Source organism: Arsenophonus nasoniae (assembly GCF_004768525.1).
Lineage (GTDB): Bacteria > Pseudomonadota > Gammaproteobacteria > Enterobacterales > Enterobacteriaceae > Arsenophonus > Arsenophonus nasoniae.
In genome coordinates, this window is sequence record NZ_CP038613.1 from 2,408,154 (window position 1) to 2,428,747 (window position 20,594).

Here is a 20,594-nt window from a genome sequence, read left to right on the forward strand (position 1 = left end):
GAAGTAATAAATCCTACCCTGTTTATCAGGGGGTTTGTGAGAAATGGATGAAAAAAATAATAAATATTTTTATGTTATTTTTATTGACTTATTGTTGTTATGCAAATGCTGATGTAAAAACGGGAAATGATTTATATAAATGGTTTAAAGCGTATGAACGTATAGAGAATGGGTCATCATCAATGAATGATGGTTATGATGCGGGATCATATTTAGGTTTTATGATAGGTATAGATGTTGCTAATAATTTATTTTATTGTTCTCCAGTTGATGCCCAAATGGGACAATTTGCAGATATAGTTGGTAAATATTTAAAAGATAATCCGCAAGAAAGAGAAAAACCAGCAATTACATTAGCGATTATGGCATTAAACAAAGTCTGGCCATGTAATACATAATATTTCATCTACATTCTTTTCCTGTCTTTGATGCTAGACAAAATTCGGTAGCCTTTTCACCAGAACATCTAACAAGAATTTATTGTTTATTTTACCTAAACATACTGTAATTAACCGCACAACATCCCTTATAGAATGTAAAAAAAAAGCCAGCTAAGCTGGCCAAAACACACAGGAAAAAATAATGATGTAAGGCAAATAGTTAAAATATAAAGCCAATCAACTGCTGTCAATAACGAAACATAACACAAATTTGCTCGAATATTGATCTGAAAACTAATTAGTATGATATTCATCACAGCTTAATACTCTAAATCACAAAAAAATGTAATTGTTCTGACCTAATGACAAACAACCAATGATAAATTGATATGGAGAATAATCTTCCTAATTTTTAGTATCATTCTGAATAAGACCTTTCATCTAATCAACCTAAGTAAATTATTTATTCGACATTTTAGTCAAACAAATCTTCATTTCATGATTAAAAGAGAAACGACTACAACCATCGTAGCTCGATTAACAGCCAAATGAAAATTGTACACTAAAAACTTTATAATAACGCGGGAGTCAAATCCGATAAACTCAACATTTATGTAACAAAAAAATACCTAAAGTTTTTGTTTGTAATCATGACTAATAAAATACTTGTTGAGATTAAATTATCAACTGCAATATTGCTAACATTAATAAATCTCTCAGAATAGCTTGGCTACTAATAACTAGTGAAAGATGGGTTCAAACCTAACATATAAACATATTATTTTTATTACTTAACAATTGATAGACAGGCTAGTAAAGTAACTAAAAATTATAAATATGAATAATAATCTTTTAATTTTGAGCCATTTTTTCTACATTGATCATTTTTATTATATTAACTTAATAATAATATAAATTTTATACAAAAAGTCGTTATTTCAAAGGCAGTCAGAATATACTTAATATCGCCATTTCATCGAAATTTAATTTATTATTCTTTTATATGAGACAGTCCAACGTATCTCACTCAATTGCTGCTGGCTGTATCCTTCCATATGATTACACAATAAAATCAATAGGTTAATTCAAGCTGTTTTCTTTAACACATTAAATTATTTTTAATGCAACAGAAGTTAATACGTTGCGATAAATTTAACTGCCATGACTGAACGGTATACAAATTAACAGCAAAAAGTATATAATATTGTTTGATGCTTAAACCATCAAACAAGTAATCAATTAACTGATAAAAAGTCTGTGTTCATAGGTGGTTATTATGTCAACATTGCGGAATTGGATTACCAGATATTTTCCGAGTGATCATCAGAAAACGAGCAAAAGACAAAATGATAAAATTTCCGCATTTGTGCGTGTTGACAAAAGTGGTGCCGCTTATATCCCCTCTAATGAAATTGCAGCATTGCCCGAAGTAAAAGAAATGCAAAAGATGGCTAACTTAATAGTAAAACAGAAAAAAACGAGTACAAGGAAATAGCTTGTTAGCATTACTTCTTATTCCCATTTTAGTTAGCGGCTATATTATGATAGTCCAAAATCCCTACCACTACTTTAGATTACATCGGCACGATGGGCAGCTTTTATACCTAAAAGTAGCTACTTACGGTACTTTCTGCCTTTTTTGCGCCACGATAATTGCCGTATTAATTAAATTCTTTTTGCCAAATTTTCATTTGCTAGATCTGATTGCAAAAAACTTTATCCTAACTGGTGATGAAAAAAATGATCATATATATGCATTGTTAACATTATTATCAGTCACATCAATTTTATTTTCATGGGTATATGTTTTTATTGTTTGGATAAAAAACTATATACTTGGTTATTTTTACAGTAAAAAACATTTAGCAACTTACAATAAAATATGCCAAGCTAAAAATGCAAGAGTACTGAGAAAAACATTATCAAATGGTAGTATTGACTGCATGTTACTTGATGCTTTAGAGTCAACACCAAAACGTCCAGTATTGATAAACCTCGCTTCAAAGAAAGTTTACATTGGTATTATCAGCGGATTATCTGATCCAAACGAAAAAGAAGAACCAAATAAATATATCTCTTTCTTTCCCGTTATGTCCGGCTATCGAGACAAGGATACTCTGTTGTTAGAATTTACAAATGTATATCCTAACAAAATAAAGGATTTAAATATTGTTGTTTCTACTGACGAAATTTCTCATATCTCTTGGTTTGATTTTAAACTCTACAATAGTGTCAATAATTCAGCAGCAAAAGAAGAAAAAAGAAACACTAAATCTAATTAAAATATAGGATCAATAATGTCTATTTTTATCGTGTAACAATATTATTAGATTAGTTATAAAATAAGTACCAATAATATAATACACCATATTAGCAATTTATGTTAAACATAAAAGCAACATCATAGGTTATAATATTATTAAAAAATTCAAATAGTTAAATTAAGAAAGACGATAAATTATTAGATTTAAATAAAAATAAATTACTTTTCTCAAAATTATTTATTAAATTTTTTTATAATAAATTAAATTAATTTGTAAAATCTAAAACATATTTTAACCCATTTTAAAATTAATCAGCATAGGAATTTTTAATTATATTTTAACTGATCTAATTAGTAACATAGTATATGTTTAATTATTTTTTTTGAATTTTTAACCTTTGTCAATAAAAAAAGCACATTCGATTACCATATTAAGCAACTACTTTTAATTCTATACTGAATATTAATATGATTTTTCACATTGAAATTTAATATGACAATATTACTCATATTAAATACAAAACTTAATTTTTCTAAGTTTTTAAGATAGTTAAATAGCAAGTAAATAATAATCAATATAAAACTCTGGTAATATCATCTTATAGAGAAGAGTAATAAAATAATTAAAAATAAATTGATATTGTTAGTTTATGGTTGATAAACTTATTTTGTTTATTTCTAGCCTAAACGATAAAAGGAAAAATAGTGAAAAATTGCTTGAAAATATTATCTATCATCTGTTGCTCTCTTATTCAGGCATATTCATTTGCTAATGTGACCACTAGCAATAAAAACGCGGATGAATATATATATCACAAACATGCTTTTATTGCGGCATGTCATTATGATGATGAAATCGGAGAAAAATTTTGTTGGGATAAAAATGGTCTTGTCGATAACAGGGATATAAATATCTTAGCTACGGACCAAAGTAAACAGTGAAATTGCTATAATTATTCATAACAATATTATTACATTACTTTTAATTATACCACCGTGGTGGCAAGCTTAAAATAGAGATTATTTAACATGCCGCTTAACATCAAATTCAAATATTTAACAGCTTCACTTAAATGATTTTAAGATATAAATCAAGATAGCTTAGACAACTAATACTCTTTTCAAGCGTGTGAACTTGATTGAAATGAAACGAAAGACTGAGGGACTTTACAGATATGCCTATCAACTTATATAGGTATCGGCAATAAATAGATATTTATGCTATAAAAGCATCCCAGAAATATCCCACTTACCTTAAGGTATTGTGGGACATACTGAGTAGCTTTGACTTATTTGGTGCCGGCTACCGGAGTCGAACTGGTGACCTACTGATTACAAGTCAGTTGCTCTACCAACTGAGCTAAGCCGGCGAAATTTGGCGGAAGGATAGAGATTCGAACTCTAGGATGGTTTCCCATCGGCGGTTTTCAAGACCGCTGCCTTCGACCGCTCGGCCATCCTTCCATGGCGCGGAATTATGGCGAAATGTGATGACCTTGTCTAGACCTTAATATAAAAAAATATTATTTTTTTTATCATTTGTTCAAAGTTTGATCACTAAAATTATACTATGCGAAATTACCTGTTAAAATAATAAGACAGAATTGTTTAAATAGTAATCAGAACACTGATTTTTTCATGTTTAATAAAAAGGCGCCTCTTCTACCAATGGATTATAATCAACCAAATTTACAACTTTCATCGCTAACTCGCTTTTTTATAATTTTTATCAGCTCGCTTGTATTATTGTTATGTTTATTTGCCTACAATTACTTTCATAACTGGATCAATAATAGTCAAAATGCGCTTAGTAACATCACTAAACAACTTGAATATGAAATTGAAGATTATCGTTATTACGCAAGTCAGCTCTATTATATTGCTAATGATGGTGAAGATGAAACTAAGAGTGATACCCCTTTACCAATAAAATTACGCCCTGATATTTTTTGGATCAATAACTATGAGCGGCATGTCGACGCAATTATTTTTGGCCGCCAAAATAATACGAATATCAATCTGGCATATAAATTATCTAACTATATGGGCATAATATGGGGCGCTAAAAATGAATTTAGTTCGATGTACTATCTTAATGGTCCAGATAATACACTTTTGTTGGTAACTACTCATTCGATACTAAAACCCGAGATACGCTATAAAGAGAGTTATTTAACTTTAACCGCAGAAGAAAAACGCTCTGAAATGTTGACATTATCATCGGCAATAGACAAACGAGAAAGTTTGTCCGATATTCATCCTACACGCCCTGATAATTCATATTATTATACTTACCGCACGATGTTTAACTCACCTTGCCAATTAACCACCATTATAACTTTTGAATTACCGATAAATTTATTACTCTCAAAAAATATAAATCCTGAATATTTATCAATTGCTTTTTCAAATGACATCATGCACAACAATGGAAACCCAGTTGATATTGAATTTAATGGCCTTTCACTACAATTTATGCAGCCTATTCCCGGAACAACTTATCAGATAGTCTATCAATTACCAATTAAGGATGTTTTATGGGATCTTTTATACAATAACTTGTGGGCCATAATTGCCATTTGTTTTTTTGCTACTATTTCTATTGTCGGCAGCTTACACATTAGGACGCGTTTTATTGCTCCTAATCATAATATGTTTCACGAGATACAAATTACAAACACAATTAGCAACTATATTATTTCAAACATTCCTACTGGTTTTCTACTTTATAATTTTTCTACTAATCGCAAAATTATGAGTAATGGAATCGCTGACCTGCTTTTACCCCATATGGACTTGATACGTATTCGTGATATGGCAATCCAGCATCATGGTGCTATTCAAATTTCAATTGAAGATACTATCTATGAAATAAAATTAATAAATAATCAATTATTAGATAATACTTATATGTTTTTTATTCATGATCAAGATAAAGAAGCACTAACAAATAAAAAATTATTGTTGGCTAAACATGAGTATGAAAAAAATATTCAAGTCCGTCGCTCGATGTTGTCTAACATGTGTAAAGAGATCCAGACTCCCATCATAGAAATTAATAGCCTTATTCACCAACTCAAAAACACTGCTGATAATCAAAACATAAAATATTTAATTAATGAATTATTAATTAGGACACATTATATTGTTAACTGGATTGATAATATTGCTCTACTCAATACTATTGAATCTGGTGAGTGGAAGTTAGAGCAGCCAAATGAATTTAAAGCTGCCTCAATCGCTGAGATGATGAATAAAATACTAAAAGAAAAAATATCACTGATTATTAATAAAGGTCTTTCACTTTACTATCATAATAATTTAAATTATGAACAACATATCACCACAAATAATAACGCTTTATTTAAAATAATTTCACTTTTATTGAGTTATTCAATCAATACAACTAATTTTGGTAAAATTACTGTTATTGTGAACTATGAAACTAAGCGTCTATCCTTTGAAATTATTGATAGTGGTATAGGACTTAATGCAATGGATCTGGCAAACATTCACATGCCTTTTGCTAGCTCAACAAATAATGATGAAACCCTATCCAATTCAGGAATGACATTTTATCTCTGTCACCAACTATGTTACCGTATGAAAGGCGAATTTTTCATAAAAAGCAAAGTTGGGATCGGTTCTCATTATACCGTGACATTACCCTTAGAATTAGAAAATGAACAAAGTTCCAAGCCATTACCTCTTCTTGATGGTGTTAATATACTTCTTGATATTAGAAATCCTGAAATTCATAAAATTATCCAGCAACATTTAATGACTTATGGCGCTCATTATTCTGATATAGGCAAAAATAATTGTTATTCGTCCTATGATTTCTTTATAACTGATTATAAAAAAGAATATGATAAACCAATAATTTATCTTGTTGATAATATTATTAATTATAGAGTAGTAAAACAAAATTTGATAAAATGTAATTTCAATTTTAATGATGAACTTATTAATGCAATTTCTATCTTAATCGAAGATAATTTGATTACAGAACAAGAATCAACAGATAAATCAATATTTACTATCATCAATCATAACAATAATTCAGATCCTATAATCCTTGAGGATTATAAAAAAGAGCTTTCTGATAGTGACTATCGTAATTTATTCCTTACTACAGTACCTATAGATATTAATAAGCTGTATACTAACCAAGAAAAAGGTAACTTAAAAAAACTAAAAGATACAGCACATAGACTAAAAGGTGTTTTTGCTATGCTAAACTTCGAGCTTCTAAAAAAAGCATGTGAACAATTAGAACAGCACATAGCAGATAATAATGAATTTGAGATTTTAAATAGCATTAGAGATATTGATATCTTTATCAAAAAACTAATGCCAGAGGGCAACCAATAAAATGAATAACCTTAATGTCATTATCGCTGATGATCATCCTATTGTACTATTTGGTATACGAAAATCTCTTGAGCAAATCGAGGGAATTAATTTGGTTGGTCAATTTGAAGACTCCACATCTCTTATCAATAATATATCTAAACTTAATGCAGATATTCTAATTACTGATCTTTCGATGCCTGGTGATAAATACGGTGATGGAATTACATTAATTAAATATATTAAACGACACTATCCCAATCTATCAATCATTGTCCTTACCATGAATAATAATCCTGCAATATTAAGTGCTGTGTTAGATTTAGATATAGAAGGGATCGTTTTGAAACAAGGAGCACCTGCTGATTTACCAAAAGCATTATCAGCCTTACAAAAAGGAAAAAAATTCACTCCTGAAAATGTATCGAAATTATTGGAGAAAGTTAATGCGAATGGTTATGGCGATAAACGTTTATCCCCGAAAGAAAGTGAAGTGCTGCGCCTATTTGCGGAAGGTTTCTTAGTCACCGAAATTGCAAAAAAACTTAATCGAAGTATTAAAACAATTAGTAGCCAAAAAAAGTCGGCTATGCTAAAACTCGGTGTTGAAAATGATATAGCATTATTAAATTATCTTTCTTCAGTCACAATCGAGAAAGAAATTAACTAGTAATGTGATAGTAAATAAAAAACTGATTGATCCTAATCTTAATAGGTAATGAATAAGATTAATCGGTTTTCCATCAGTTTTTATAAATTAATAACCATTTGAATATTATAATAGTACTTAATTATTATTTTCTTGGGTTGCTAACATGTTAGCATTGCAACACTTCAACAGCGATTGCTTTAGTTTTTTTAATGTAACTGGTTTGGATAGGCAGTCATCCATTCCTACACTTAAACAACGCTGCTTTTCTTCTGCCATTGCATTTGCCGTTAGAGCAACGATAGGGATCGCATACCCTTCTTCTCGAATTAACTTTGTCAAACCATAGCCATCAAGATTAGGCATATTCACATCTGTCAAAACAATATCGATATTATTTTGTCGCACACAATCCAAAGCTATTAGCCCATCTTCAGCGAGTACTATATTAAAGCCTATTGATTTCAGTTGGTCGGCTAGTAAACTCCGATTAATCGGATGATCATCAACAATCAATACCGTAAGAAAACATAATTTTTTATCTGGTAGCGATATTATTGAAGATTGATTAGCAACTTCTTGCTCACTATTTTCCATCACTAATTGATCAATAAAACTAGCCAACATATCAAGTTGGTAAGTATTATGAAACCAATCATTTTTCGCATTTTCCAGTGGTTCACCGATAAAAGTTGAAAATAACCTAAGCATAAACTTACTTTCAGCCACTAAGTTTTCGGAATCGGTGATAATCAAATCATAGAGTTTATCTTTACTGTGTTCATCCCAAATTGTTGTTAAATTAAAACCATTGTAGTTTAAATAAGTTTGAAGATAAGCTCGCAGATGATGATTAAAAAAATACAAACCGATACGAAAATTTTGCCGATATTCCGGCTGCTTATAAGTCACATATTGACTATCAAACAAAGGCAACCTGACGGTAAAACTACTACCGATACCAACCTGACTGTTAACTTCAATATCGCCATCCATTAAGTTAATTAACTTTTCACATATAGGTAAGCCCAAACCGGTTCCCTGGGAAAAACTTTCATTATTGACTTTAATTTGAAAGAAAGGATCAAAAAGTTGCATCAATATATTATCAGGTATACCAATTCCTGTATCCCTAATTTCAATATAAATATAAAAATCTTTTATAAAAATATTTAACAGAATAAAACCAGTTTTTGTAAATTTAATCGCATTACTTAGAATATTAGAGATAATTTGCTGTACTCGAACCGAATCAGCATTAATGATATCGGGTACATCAGGATCGATATAGTAAAAAATGGAAAGACCCTTTTTGCCTATTAGCGGAATATAATTTGAAATAATAAATGAGAAAACTTCACGACAATTAAATGGTGCCGGATCAATATTAAGTTGCTTAGATTCAATTTTTGAAAAATCTAAAATATCATTAATTATTTTTAATAACAATGATGAAGAGTGATCCATTGTCGTCAATAGACGATCAGCTTGAATGGGTAATTCATAAGATTGTAATAACTCTAAATTACCGATAATGCCATAAAGTGGAGTTCGTAATTCATGACTGACTGTTGCTAAAAACATAGATTTGGCTTGATTAGCTTGCTCTGATGCCTGCGCCATATTATGTAAAGAGTTTTCCATTTGAACACGGGCACTGATATCAACCAGAACACAAATGGCGACTTCCTTATTTTGATAACGAGAAATAACATAACTTATTTGTAGATGAGTATGGCTGGTAGTAACTACATCAATATAGCTACTAGATTTATCTTGGATAATTGAGAGGATACGGGTTTTATCGTCATGGCTTAATAATCGAAAATAATCATGGGCAAGTTCATTACTCAATATATTAACACCATCAACCAGGCGTAAAATAATAATACCCACCGGCGCTGACGCTACTATTTTATGATTAAATTGTTCATGTTCTTCTAAACGAATGGCATTATTTTCTGCCGGTAATAACATCTTCCTTTCTAATAGCCAGATTAAAAAAGTAATTATAATAAATGAGATTATATTTAACAGTATGCCGTTTATAATTGACAGCTTAAACTCATTAAGAACATCACTAATAGGCACAGAAAAAACGACACTTAATAACGAAGGTAGTAAGCGGTTTTTATAAATTAATCGACTAAAATCATTATCATAACCAAAATGAAAGGTTTCTAATTGATAAACATAATCATCAGATCTTAAATTGCTATCATAAGGAAAATGTAAAACTAATCTATTATTTGCATTTAAAACAAAGGTACTTATTGGTCTTTCATAGCGTAGATTAAACTGCTCCAAGCGTATTGAGCGTTCTAAACCAATTAAACCAATCAAAGTCCCTTTATCATAAATAGGCGCTAATATGTAGAAAGAACCATTATCAGTTCCTGAGGCTGGTGTGATCCAATAAATATTTTGTTCTCTTCCTTGGGCTCGCAAACTCATATAAGTTCGCATATTTTCATGAATTATTTTTTTTAACGATTGAAGACTGGTAGAACTGTTTCGGATAGCGAGATCAATCATACAGTTACTTTCTGGACCAACAATAAAAACTGTTTTTAAGCCTTGTGGTGGCACAATATTATTTCGCCAAAAAGAGAATAATTGATTAAATGCAATTAAGTAATTCTTTGATGTTTCATGCAATTTACTACAATCTGCATCTGCCGTTAGGGGTAAAAAGGTGAAATTAAGTTGTTTCGGTAATACGGGCATATAATAAGGATCTACCGCTAATTTTTCGATATGGCTATCTACCATATATTGTATTGATCTCAGAGTCTTATCTGTATAATGTACGTATTCAACCATACTGTCATAAGTGGATGTATACTGTTGATGGATATTAGATTTAACTTTATTAAAGATATTAAATAGATAAAAAAGTGTGATTACTGCTCCCATTACCCACAGCATAACGCCCAAAGTACGGAACAAATAGCGAGAAATTTTCAATGACGTTCTAAATGAAGATATATATCTCAAACACTGTCCTAACTATAAAAGAAGTGTATTAATGGTAAAGCATATACGATAAGCGGAATAATAAAAAGTTATCACTAAAGTTGAATTGACATAAATCGTAAAAACGGGCACCTAATGTGCCCGCACAGATAAAGCTAATCTATCATTCATTAAGCGTAAGATTTTCTACGCTATTAATATCAGGTTCTGCTTTTACGCCAATGGTATCTTCTATCAACGTTTGGTTATCTTCTTCCTCTTCTTCAGGATCAACAACACGTTGTAAACCAACTACTTTTTCATCTTCAGCAGTACGAATCAAAGTGACACCCTGAGTATTTCTTCCGACAATGCTAACCTCTGCAACTCGGGTACGCACTAAGGTGCCAGCATCAGTGATCATCATAATTTGATCCGTTTTTTCTACCTGAATTGCCCCGACCACATTACCATTACGTTCGCTAACTTTAATGGAAATAACACCTTGGGTAGCACGCGATTTTGTTGGGTATTCACTCTGCTCAGTTCGTTTACCATAACCATTTTCTGTAACGGTTAAAATATCACCTTCACCACGAGGTACAATTAATGAAACAACCTTATCGCCCGCATGTAACTTAATACCGCGAACACCGGTTGCGGTGCGCCCCATCGGACGAACCGCATTTTCCGCAAAACGAACCACTTTACCACCAGCAGAGAAAAGCATTACCTCATTTTTACCTGCTGTTAAATCAACACCAATCAGTTCATCACCTTCATTAAGGTTAACTGCAATGATCCCAGCGCTTCTAGGGCGACTAAAATCTTTTAGTGATGTCTTTTTAACTGTGCCACTCGCTGTCGCCATAAATACATAATGACCATCATCAAATTCACGTACCGGTAAGATTGCGGTAATACGTTCATTTTGTTCTAACGGTAATAAATTGACGATTGGTCGTCCACGCGCGCCACGGCTAGCTTCCGGTAACTGGTAAACTTTCATCCAATAGAGACGGCCACGACTCGAGAAACATAGAATTGTGTCATGGGTATTGGCAACTAACAAACGCTCAATAAAATCTTCTTCTTTAATTCGCGCTGCCGACTTACCTTTACCTCCGCGTCGCTGTGCTTCGTAATCAGAGAGTGGCTGATATTTAACATAGCCCTGATGTGATAAAGTAACGACCACATCTTCCTGATTAATTAAATCTTCGATATTAATATCTGCACTATTTTCAGTAATTTCGGTGCGACGGACATCACGATACTGTTCTTTAACAGCTTCCAGCTCTTCACGAATGACTTCCATTAACCGTTCTGGGCTGGTTAATATATATAGTAACGCAGCAATTTGTTTTAACAGCTCACGATATTCATCCAATATTTTGTCATGCTCTAAGCTTGTTAATTTTTGCAAACGCAAATCAAGAATTGCCTGAGCTTGCGGTTCAGTCAAATAATATTGACCCTCTCGCACACCATATTGAGGTTCAAGCCATTCAGGACGAGCTGCGTTATCGCCTGCACTTGCTAACATGGCAGAAACATTACCTAGTTGCCAAGGACGAGCAATCAAAGCCAATTTCGCTTCATTAGGTGTTGATGCTTGGCGGATAAGTTCAATAATTGGATCAATATTTGCTAATGCGACGGCGAGCGCTTCCAATATATGAGCCCGCTCACGTGCTTTGCGCAATTCAAAAATAGTCCGCCGAGTGACCACTTCTCTACGGTGGCGAACAAAAGCTTCAAGAATTTCTTTTAAGTTTAAAAGTCTTGGCTGACCATCATATAAGGCGACCATATTAATGCCAAAGGAGACTTGAAGTTGGGTGAGGGAATACAAATTATTTAGTACCACTTCGGCGACTGCATCCCGTTTTACTTCAATAACAATACGCATGCCATCTTTATCAGACTCATCACGTAATGCGCTAATCCCCTCAACACGCTTGTCTTTTACCAATTCAGCAATTTTTTCAATTAGACGGGCTTTATTAACCTGATAAGGGATCTCATTGACGATAATGGTTTCACGACCATTTTTATCATCAACTTCGATGTTAGCACGTGCACGAATATAGACTTTGCCACGCCCGGTCCGGTATGCGTCGATGATACCACGGCGACCATTAATAATCGCGGCAGTTGGAAAATCAGGGCCTGGAATATACTCCAGTAATCCTTCAATACTGATATTTTCATCATCAATATAAGCCAGACAGCCATCAATGACTTCACTAAGGTTATGAGGTGGAATATTGGTAGCCATGCCAACAGCAATACCTGAAGAACCGTTAACCAACAAGTTTGGGATCCGTGTTGGCATAACATCAGGGATCTGCTCAGTACCATCATAGTTAGGGATAAAATCGACAGTTTCCTTATCTAAATCCGCCAACAATTCATGGGCAATTTTTGCCATGCGTACTTCGGTATAACGCATTGCAGCAGCAGAGTCGCCATCAACAGAGCCAAAATTACCTTGCCCATCAACTAGCATATAACGCATTGAAAAAGGTTGTGCCAGACGAACTATCGCATCATAAACAGCACTATCACCATGAGGATGATATTTACCAATGACGTCACCGACTACACGGGCTGATTTTTTGTATGCTTTATTCCAATCATTACCTAACACATTCATCGCATATAATACGCGACGGTGAACAGGTTTTAATCCATCTCGTACATCTGGAAGGGCGCGTCCAACAATTACAGACATCGCATAATCCAAATAAGAGCTTTTCAGCTCCTCTTCGATATTGACTGGGGTAATTTCTCTTGCTATGTCACTCATGGAGCCACTGTCCCTCATACTCCTTATTCATTAAGGAGTAAAATTATACCACAAAATCGCCATTTTATAAAAACACGAAACGCATAATGATCAATAAAACATGTATAATGACCTAATGCCATTATACAGTCTATGTTAATAAAAAAATTAAGGAGTAAATTTTCTGATGAATAATAAGAATTCGCTGAGCCAGGCAAATGTTGATCTAGCTGAAATTGACAAATTTAGCTCTGTTGCCACACGTTGGTGGGATCAAACAAGTGAATTCCAACCTCTTCATCGGATTAATCCATTACGTTTAAATTATATCCTGCAACACGCTAATGGTTTGTTCGGTAAAAAAGTGCTCGATATTGGCTGCGGCGGTGGAATTTTATCAGAAAGTATGGCGAAAGAAGGTGCCCTAGTGACAGGAATTGATATGGCCACAGAGCCCCTTGAGGTCGCAAAACTCCATGCATTAGAAAGCAATATACAAATTGACTATCTAGAAGAAACCGCTGAAAGCCATGCAGAAAAACACCCTAAAACTTACGATATTGTCACCTGTATGGAAATGCTGGAACATGTGCCTGATCCTGAGTCAATAGTTCAATCCTGTGCAAAATTAGTCAAACCGGGCGGTCATGTATTTTTTTCTACCATTAATCGTAATAAAAAAGCCTGGTTATTGGCAATCATTGCCGCTGAACATATTTTAAAAATGGTTCCCAAGGGTACGCATAATGTGAAAAAATTTATTCGACCTTCAGAACTACTTAATTGGATAGATAAAACATCTTTACAAGAACAACATATCATTGGATTACACTATAATCCTATCAGCGACAAATTTTCCTTAGGATCGAATGTTGATGTTAATTATATGTTGCATTTATCAAATGCCAATAATTGTTAACATTTGCTGAATAAAACAGCAATCAGTAGCTCATTACTAATTTATTTTTCACCATTGCCGGTAACATAAATTATAATATTCTCCTATTATCACACAGAGTTATTGGCTAATTGGCAAAATTCAGTGCTGGATTATTGCTAAAACCCCATTTTTTGTAGACTTGATAAAAACAGCAAATACCATTATCTTGTTAGTATAAACGCAATCAAACACTATATATTGTGTTTACTACTCTCCAATTTAGTTCAAAATACAAACTTACTATGCGTTTAACCGCACGCCATTTTGTATTTTTGTTATTAACCCTCGAGGGTAGTGATCAATAAATATTTAGCTAGTTAACTTTAGGTGTATCTACTCATGAACCAAAGTCTGTTAGTCACTAAACGTGATGGACATAAAGAACGCATTGATCTTGATAAAATTCATAAAGTCATTACCTGGGCAGCTGAAGGCCTAAAAGATGTATCCGTTTCCCAAGTCGAGCTACGTTCTCAGATCCAATTTTATGATGGCATCAAAACTTCAGATATTCACGAAACCATGATCAAAGCGGCTGCAGATCTTATTTCAGCTGATACACCTGATTACCAATATCTTGCAGCGCGATTAGCTATTTTTCATCTACGTAAAAAAGCCTATGGCCAATTTGAACCACCTGCACTATATCAACATGTTTTGCATATGGTTAAGATAGGTAAATATGATAAGCATCTGCTTACCGATTATTCAGCAGAAGAATTCGAGCAGATGGATAGTTTTCTGGATCATTGGCGTGATATGAATTTTTCCTACGCGGCAGTTAAACAATTAGAAGGCAAATACTTGGTGCAAAACCGAGTAAGCGGTGAAATTTATGAAAGTGCCCAGTTTCTTTATATTTTGGTTGCAGCTTGCCTTTTTTCACGCTATCCAAAAGAGACACGGTTAGACTATATTCATCGCTTTTATGATGCAATTTCAAATTTTAAAATTTCACTACCTACCCCCATTATGGCGGGGGTACGCACACCAACCCGCCAATTTAGTTCTTGTGTATTAATTGAATGTGGCGATAGCCTTGATTCAATTAATGCCACCTCCAGCGCGATTGTCAAATATGTTTCTCAACGTGCCGGTATTGGTATTAATGCCGGCCACATTCGCGCTCTAGGTAGTCCAATTCGGGGAGGTGAAGCGTTTCATACCGGCTGTATCCCTTTCTATAAACATTTCCAAACCGCGGTGAAATCTTGTTCTCAGGGTGGCGTGCGTGGTGGTGCCGCCACACTATTTTATCCTCTCTGGCATTTAGAGGTTGAAAGCCTATTGGTGCTGAAAAATAACCGTGGCGTTGAAGGCAATCGTGTTCGTCATCTCGATTATGGCGTACAAATTAACAAACTCATGTATGAACGCCTGATCAAAAGTGAAGAAATTACACTCTTTAGCCCTTCTGATGTTGCCGGTTTATATGAAGCATTTTTCGCTGATCAAAGCGAATTTGAACGTTTATATTTAAAATATGAACAAGACGCAAGCATACGCCAGAAACGTGTTAAAGCGCTTGATCTATTTTCACTTATGATGCAAGAGCGAGCATCAACGGGTCGTATCTATATTCAAAATGTAGACCACTGTAATACCCATAGCCCATTTGATCCTAAGGTTGCGCCAATTCGTCAATCAAACCTCTGTCTGGAAATCGCCTTGCCAACCCGACCGTTAAACGATATTAACGACGAAAAGGGTGAAATTGCACTTTGTACTCTTTCCGCTTTTAATTTAGGTGCGATTACCTCATTAGATGAATTGGAAGAGTTAGCAGTATTGGCGGTACGTGCATTAGATTCACTCCTCGATTATCAAAACTATCCGATTATTGCCGCGGAAAAAGGCTCTATGGGTCGCCGTACTTTGGGTATTGGCGTCATTAATTATGCTTATTATTTGGCAAAACATGGTGTTCACTACTCCGATGGTAGTGCCAATAATCTAACCCACAAAACCTTTGAAGCGATCCAATATTATTTATTGAAAGCATCCAATGAACTGGCAAAAGAGCAAGGTGCTTGCCCATGGTTTAATGATACCACTTATGCAAAAGGTATTTTGCCGATTGATAGTTATAAAAAGTCATTAGATGCACTAACATCTGAACCACTACATTATGATTGGCAAACTTTACGCAAAAATATCAAGCAATATGGTTTGCGCAACTCAACGCTTTCCGCCTTGATGCCATCAGAAACTTCCTCCCAAATATCTAATGCCACCAATGGTATTGAACCACCGCGAGGTTATATCAGCATTAAAGCATCAAAAGATGGTATTTTGCGCCAAGTGGTACCTGAATACGAACGCTTAAAAAATGATTATGAATTATTATGGCAAATGCCCAACAATGACGGTTATTTGCAATTGGTCGGTATTATGCAAAAATTTATTGATCAATCTATTTCTGCTAACACTAATTATGATCCAACCCGTTTCCCAAATAATAAAGTTCCAATGAACCAGTTATTGAAAGATTTGTTACTTGCTTATAAATATGGGGTAAAAACGCTTTATTACCATAATACCCGTGATGGTGCAGAAGATACCCAAGTCGATCTGGAAGAAGTTGTTGAATCTGCTGATAGCGATTGTGATGGCGGAGCTTGTAAGATTTAACGTGAGGACGTATGGAATACCAATATACAACATTTTCGCAAACCAAAAATGATCAATTACAAGAACCTATGTTCTTTGGACAGCCTGTTAACGTTGCACGCTATGATCAGCAAAAATATCCCATTTTTGAGCAGTTGATTGAAAAACAACTCTCTTTTTTCTGGCGCCCAGAAGAAATTGATGTTTCTCGTGATCGTATTGATTATCAAGCACTTCCTGAACATGAAAAACACATTTTTATCAGTAATCTAAAATACCAAACATTATTAGATTCTATTCAAGGACGTAGTCCTAACGTGGCGCTGCTACCCCTTATTTCTATTCCTGAGCTTGAAACCTGGGTAGAAACCTGGTCATTTTCAGAAACTATTCATTCACGCTCTTACACCCACATTATTCGTAATATTGTTAATGAGCCATCAATTATTTTTGACGATATTGTCACTAATAACGAAATTTTAAAGCGGGCAAAAGATATTTCAGCTTATTATGATGATTTAATTGAGCTGACCAGTTATTACCATCTGTTAGGTGAAGGCAGTCATACGATTAATGGCAAAAGTGTAATCATTTCTTTACATGAGCTAAAAAAGCAACTCTATTTATGTTTGATGAGTGTTAATGCGCTAGAAGCTATTCGCTTTTATGTTAGCTTTGCTTGCTCATTCGCTTTTGCTGAACGCGAATTGATGGAAGGAAACGCTAAAATTATTAAATTGATTGCGCGGGATGAAGCACTACATCTTACGGGCACTCAACATATGTTAAATCTAATGCGTTCTGGCCAGGATGATCCTGAAATGGCTATTATTGCCAAAGAGTGCGAAGAAGCATGCTACCGATTGTTTGTTCAAGCCGCTGAACAGGAAAAGGAGTGGGCGGAGTATCTGTTCTCTGGTGGTTCAATGATCGGTCTTAATAAAGATATTTTATGTCAATATATCGAATATATTACCAATATTCGCATGCAAGCGGTGGGTTTAAAATTACCCTTTGAAACTCGTTCTAACCCTATTCCATGGATCAACGCCTGGTTAGTTTCTGATAATGTTCAGGTAGCACCACAAGAAGTCGAAGTAAGTTCCTATTTAGTAGGGCAAATTGATGCCCAAGTTGATACCGATGAGCTGCGTAGTTTTGAGTTATAACCGTTATGGCAAGCTATAAAATCACCCTGCGCCACGCGCAGGGTATACAAATTTCTTTTCATTCCGAACAACATACCAGTCTACTTGATGCCCTTGAACAGAGTAAAATTCAAATTGAATTTCAATGCCGAGAAGGCTTTTGTGGTGCATGCCGGGTTCGCCTATGCAAAGGGAAAGTGGGATATCGGCATAAACCGCTCGCATTCATTGATAAAAATGAGATATTAGCATGCAGTTGCCAGCCGCTTACCGATATTGATATTGATATTGATATCAATTAATAACACCATCAGGCACTAATAAGCGTATTTACGCTTTTTTAGCGACCACCAGTAACATCATCGGACGCCGTAGCTCATCTCTCATGCCAGCAATTTTATCTAACAAATAATCAGCCGGCTGAGGCTCAATGAGTTGTTCAATAGAAAAGCCGGCTGTCAATAAACTGGTCAAATAAATTGTTAAGGTTTTATGGTATTTAGTCACTTTATGGCCGAGAAATTCTGCCTGCCGCGCACCTTCGCTAAAATAGTTATCAACCGGCCAATGGAGCTTAGCGCCTGAAGGATCATAACACCAATCTTGTGAACCATCAGCAGTAAAAACCGGGTGCTCAACCGAAAATATAAACTGGCCTTTTTCAGTTAAACAAGCGTGGATTTTATGACATATTTGCGCAAAATTAGCGACATAATGTAATGCTAGCGAACTGACGACCAGATCAAAGCTAGCATCGGCAAACTGCATATCCTCTATCGCTTGTTGCCGATATTCGATGATAGTAGGAAAGCGATTTTTTTCTTTTGCCACCTTTAACATTTTCTGCGAAATGTCGGTGCCAATGACTTTTATCGCCCCCTGTTGTGCGGCATATAAACAATGCCAGCCGTAACCACAGCCCAAATCTAATACTGATTTACCTTGAAAATTAGGTAAGAGACGTTGCAATGCTGGCCATTCACCGGCGGCATTCAATCCTTCAACAGAACGTGGAAATTGGCTATAGGCGATAGGCGATAAAAAAATCATCCTGATCGTAAATATTTTCTTTCATGATTCAATCCCAATAATTGGTATAAAATTAGCTTAACTATCACTTTTTAATCGAATTTTTATATTATGCCTGATCATTATCCTATTCACTAATGCTTACTTCACAATGTAAACATAAAATTCCAAATAATGTAATATTAATTTGACACGCAATAAGCAATCATTTACTCTGCCGCTATAAAAATTTAGCGATAAAACTCAGGATTACATGTGAAAAATCCGACACTGGGTAGTATTTTGATTGTTGCTGGCACCACAATCGGTGCAGGTATGCTGGCGATGCCGCTTGCTGCATCGGGCGTTGGCTTTCCTATGATTGCGCTTATGCTCATTGGACTATGGGCTTTAATGAGTTATACCGCGCTACTACTAGTCGAAGTATATCAATACCATCCCGCACATTTAGGTTTAGGCTCTATTGCCAAACGATATCTTGGCTTAGCTGGAAAAATGATAACCAGTTTAAGTATGCTACTACTGATGTATGCATTAGCGACAGCTTATATCGGCGGAGCAGGTATTTTGATCGCTAATAGCCTTTTATCTTGGATAGGAATAAATATTAGCATCAATTGCGCTATTATTTTATTCACCCTTATTGGCGGTGCAATCGTCTGTATTGGTACGCATTCTGTCGATTTGATAAATCGCATGCTGTTTACCGCAAAAATTGTTTTTCTACTTATCATGCTAGTCGTCATGATGCCGCATGTAGAAAATATCAATCTTATCGCTATGCCAGTAGAAAAAGGGTTAGTTCTATCAGCCATTCCCGTCATTTTTACTTCATTTGGTTTTCACGGTAGTATCCCTAGCCTAGTAAACTATATGGATGGGGATATCAAAAAGTTACGTAAAATTTTTATTATTGGCAGTGCGCTCCCATTATTCGCTTATATTTTATGGCAAATAGCCACCTTAGGCGCTATCCCACAAAACACCTTTATCGGTATATTAGCCGCCCAGTCGGGTTTAAACGGATTACTCATTGCAATTAATGATATCGTTGCCACTTCACAAGTTACTATTGCCGTTAACCTGTTTATGGATCTGGCATTAGCAACCTCTTTTTTGGGTGTTACGCTGGGTTTATTTGACTATTTAGCCGATATGTTTAAGCGTAAAAATAGCGCATTCGGTCGCTTACAAAGTGGATTATTAACCTTCCTACCGCCACTAATTTGCGCACTTTTTTTTAGCAGTTTTGTTAAAGCCTTAACTTATGCAGCCGTTGCTTTATCTATCTTAGCACTCATTCTACCCGCATTGATGGTTATGCAAGCGAGAAAGATTGAAACTAACAAAACTAATTGTTACCGGGTTAAAGGTGGAACAGCGGGGTTGCTGGTAGTATTGATTTGTGGTGTTGGCGTGATTTTAATTCAGATAGCCATTGTTATTGGCATTTTACCTGCTGTTGGCTAACCCAGT

The 20,594-nt window shown here is 34.6% G+C and carries 14 protein-coding genes and 2 tRNA genes; 11 read left to right on the forward strand and 5 right to left on the reverse strand.

The window, feature by feature from the left end:
- Positions 1-47 precede the first annotated feature (47 nt).
- The 4 genes from ArsFIN_RS12105 to ArsFIN_RS12120 all read left to right on the forward strand — a co-directional run bounded on the left by ArsFIN_RS12105 (position 48) and on the right by ArsFIN_RS12120 (position 3,585).
- Positions 48-398 carry a Rap1a/Tai family immunity protein gene (locus ArsFIN_RS12105; RefSeq protein WP_026822019.1) on the forward strand — a complete coding sequence of 117 codons (351 nt, stop codon included), beginning with the start codon at positions 48-50 and terminating at the stop codon, positions 396-398.
- Positions 399-1,656: 1,258 nt separating this feature from the next.
- Positions 1,657-1,875 (forward strand): hypothetical protein, encoded by a 219-nt coding sequence (locus ArsFIN_RS12110; protein ID WP_034249283.1) that lies wholly within the window; start codon positions 1,657-1,659, stop codon positions 1,873-1,875.
- Position 1,876: 1 nt separating this feature from the next.
- Positions 1,877-2,662 carry a hypothetical protein gene (locus tag ArsFIN_RS12115; RefSeq protein ID WP_026822020.1) on the forward strand — a complete coding sequence of 262 codons (786 nt, stop codon included), beginning with the start codon at positions 1,877-1,879 and terminating at the stop codon, positions 2,660-2,662.
- 686 nt (positions 2,663-3,348) lie between these two features.
- Positions 3,349-3,585 carry a hypothetical protein gene (locus ArsFIN_RS12120; protein ID WP_026822021.1) on the forward strand — a complete coding sequence of 79 codons (237 nt, stop codon included), beginning with the start codon at positions 3,349-3,351 and terminating at the stop codon, positions 3,583-3,585.
- Positions 3,586-3,937: 352 nt separating this feature from the next.
- On the opposite strand, the gene ArsFIN_RS12125 is transcribed toward ArsFIN_RS12120, so the two are convergent.
- A tRNA-Thr gene (locus tag ArsFIN_RS12125) sits at positions 3,938-4,013 on the reverse strand.
- Between the two features lie 6 nt (positions 4,014-4,019).
- A tRNA-Ser gene (locus tag ArsFIN_RS12130) sits at positions 4,020-4,107 on the reverse strand.
- Between the two features lie 204 nt (positions 4,108-4,311).
- Between ArsFIN_RS12130 and rcsD the strand changes: the two genes are divergently transcribed.
- Together rcsD and rcsB are read left to right on the forward strand one after the other, a co-directional pair.
- Positions 4,312-7,017, forward strand: coding sequence for a phosphotransferase RcsD (rcsD, locus tag ArsFIN_RS12135; RefSeq protein ID WP_167876692.1), 2,706 nt, complete (start codon positions 4,312-4,314; stop codon positions 7,015-7,017).
- 1 nt (position 7,018) lies between these two features.
- Complete coding sequence (gene rcsB, locus ArsFIN_RS12140) at positions 7,019-7,666, forward strand: response regulator transcription factor RcsB (protein WP_026822023.1); 648 nt, start codon at positions 7,019-7,021, stop codon at positions 7,664-7,666.
- A 117-nt stretch (positions 7,667-7,783) separates the two neighbouring features.
- Here rcsB and rcsC read toward each other — a convergent pair whose 3' ends face one another.
- A complete protein-coding gene (gene rcsC, locus ArsFIN_RS12145) occupies positions 7,784-10,612 on the reverse strand; it encodes a two-component system sensor histidine kinase RcsC (RefSeq protein ID WP_246067208.1) in 2,829 nt (942 codons plus the stop codon).
- A 172-nt stretch (positions 10,613-10,784) separates the two neighbouring features.
- Positions 10,785-13,412 (reverse strand): DNA topoisomerase (ATP-hydrolyzing) subunit A, encoded by a 2,628-nt coding sequence (gene gyrA / locus ArsFIN_RS12150; RefSeq protein ID WP_026822024.1) that lies wholly within the window; start codon positions 13,410-13,412, stop codon positions 10,785-10,787.
- A 166-nt stretch (positions 13,413-13,578) separates the two neighbouring features.
- Between gyrA and ubiG the strand changes: the two genes are divergently transcribed.
- The 4 genes from ubiG to yfaE all read left to right on the forward strand — a co-directional run bounded on the left by ubiG (position 13,579) and on the right by yfaE (position 18,391).
- Positions 13,579-14,310 carry a bifunctional 2-polyprenyl-6-hydroxyphenol methylase/3-demethylubiquinol 3-O-methyltransferase UbiG gene (gene ubiG / locus ArsFIN_RS12155; protein ID WP_026822025.1) on the forward strand — a complete coding sequence of 244 codons (732 nt, stop codon included), beginning with the start codon at positions 13,579-13,581 and terminating at the stop codon, positions 14,308-14,310.
- A gap of 360 nt (positions 14,311-14,670) precedes the next feature.
- Positions 14,671-16,962, forward strand: a complete 2,292-nt coding sequence (gene nrdA, locus ArsFIN_RS12160; protein ID WP_026822026.1) for a class 1a ribonucleoside-diphosphate reductase subunit alpha — start codon at positions 14,671-14,673, stop codon at positions 16,960-16,962.
- Between the two features lie 11 nt (positions 16,963-16,973).
- Positions 16,974-18,110: a class Ia ribonucleoside-diphosphate reductase subunit beta gene (gene nrdB / locus ArsFIN_RS12165; RefSeq protein ID WP_026822027.1), complete on the forward strand. Its 1,137-nt coding sequence runs from the start codon at positions 16,974-16,976 to the stop codon at positions 18,108-18,110.
- Between the two features lie 5 nt (positions 18,111-18,115).
- Entirely contained in the window at positions 18,116-18,391 is a 276-nt protein-coding gene (gene yfaE, locus ArsFIN_RS12170; RefSeq protein WP_026822028.1) for a class I ribonucleotide reductase maintenance protein YfaE, read from the forward strand.
- A 28-nt stretch (positions 18,392-18,419) separates the two neighbouring features.
- Here the strand turns inward: yfaE and ArsFIN_RS12175 are convergent, their stop codons facing one another.
- Positions 18,420-19,139: a class I SAM-dependent methyltransferase gene (locus tag ArsFIN_RS12175; protein ID WP_425322470.1), complete on the reverse strand. Its 720-nt coding sequence runs from the start codon at positions 19,137-19,139 to the stop codon at positions 18,420-18,422.
- A gap of 234 nt (positions 19,140-19,373) precedes the next feature.
- Between ArsFIN_RS12175 and tyrP the strand changes: the two genes are divergently transcribed.
- Positions 19,374-20,588, forward strand: coding sequence for a tyrosine transporter TyrP (tyrP, locus tag ArsFIN_RS12180; RefSeq protein ID WP_026822029.1), 1,215 nt, complete (start codon positions 19,374-19,376; stop codon positions 20,586-20,588).
- Positions 20,589-20,594: the final 6 nt, after the last annotated feature.

Bases quoted from the DNA above. Each gene is read 5' to 3' on its own strand.
- rcsD (WP_167876692.1), top strand. From the start codon at position 4,312: ATGGATTATAATCAACCAAATTTACAACTTTCATCGCTAACTCGCTTT.
- ArsFIN_RS12105 (WP_026822019.1), top strand. From the start codon at position 48: ATGAAAAAAATAATAAATATTTTTATGTTATTTTTATTGACTTATTGT.
- nrdB (WP_026822027.1), top strand. From the start codon at position 16,974: ATGGAATACCAATATACAACATTTTCGCAAACCAAAAATGATCAATTA.
- nrdA (WP_026822026.1), top strand. From the start codon at position 14,671: ATGAACCAAAGTCTGTTAGTCACTAAACGTGATGGACATAAAGAACGC.
- ubiG (WP_026822025.1), top strand. From the start codon at position 13,579: ATGAATAATAAGAATTCGCTGAGCCAGGCAAATGTTGATCTAGCTGAA.
- gyrA (WP_026822024.1), bottom strand. From the start codon at position 13,412: ATGAGTGACATAGCAAGAGAAATTACCCCAGTCAATATCGAAGAGGAG.
- ArsFIN_RS12110 (WP_034249283.1), top strand. From the start codon at position 1,657: ATGTCAACATTGCGGAATTGGATTACCAGATATTTTCCGAGTGATCAT.
- yfaE (WP_026822028.1), top strand. From the start codon at position 18,116: ATGGCAAGCTATAAAATCACCCTGCGCCACGCGCAGGGTATACAAATT.
- ArsFIN_RS12175 (WP_425322470.1), bottom strand. From the start codon at position 19,139: ATGATTTTTTTATCGCCTATCGCCTATAGCCAATTTCCACGTTCTGTT.
- rcsB (WP_026822023.1), top strand. From the start codon at position 7,019: ATGAATAACCTTAATGTCATTATCGCTGATGATCATCCTATTGTACTA.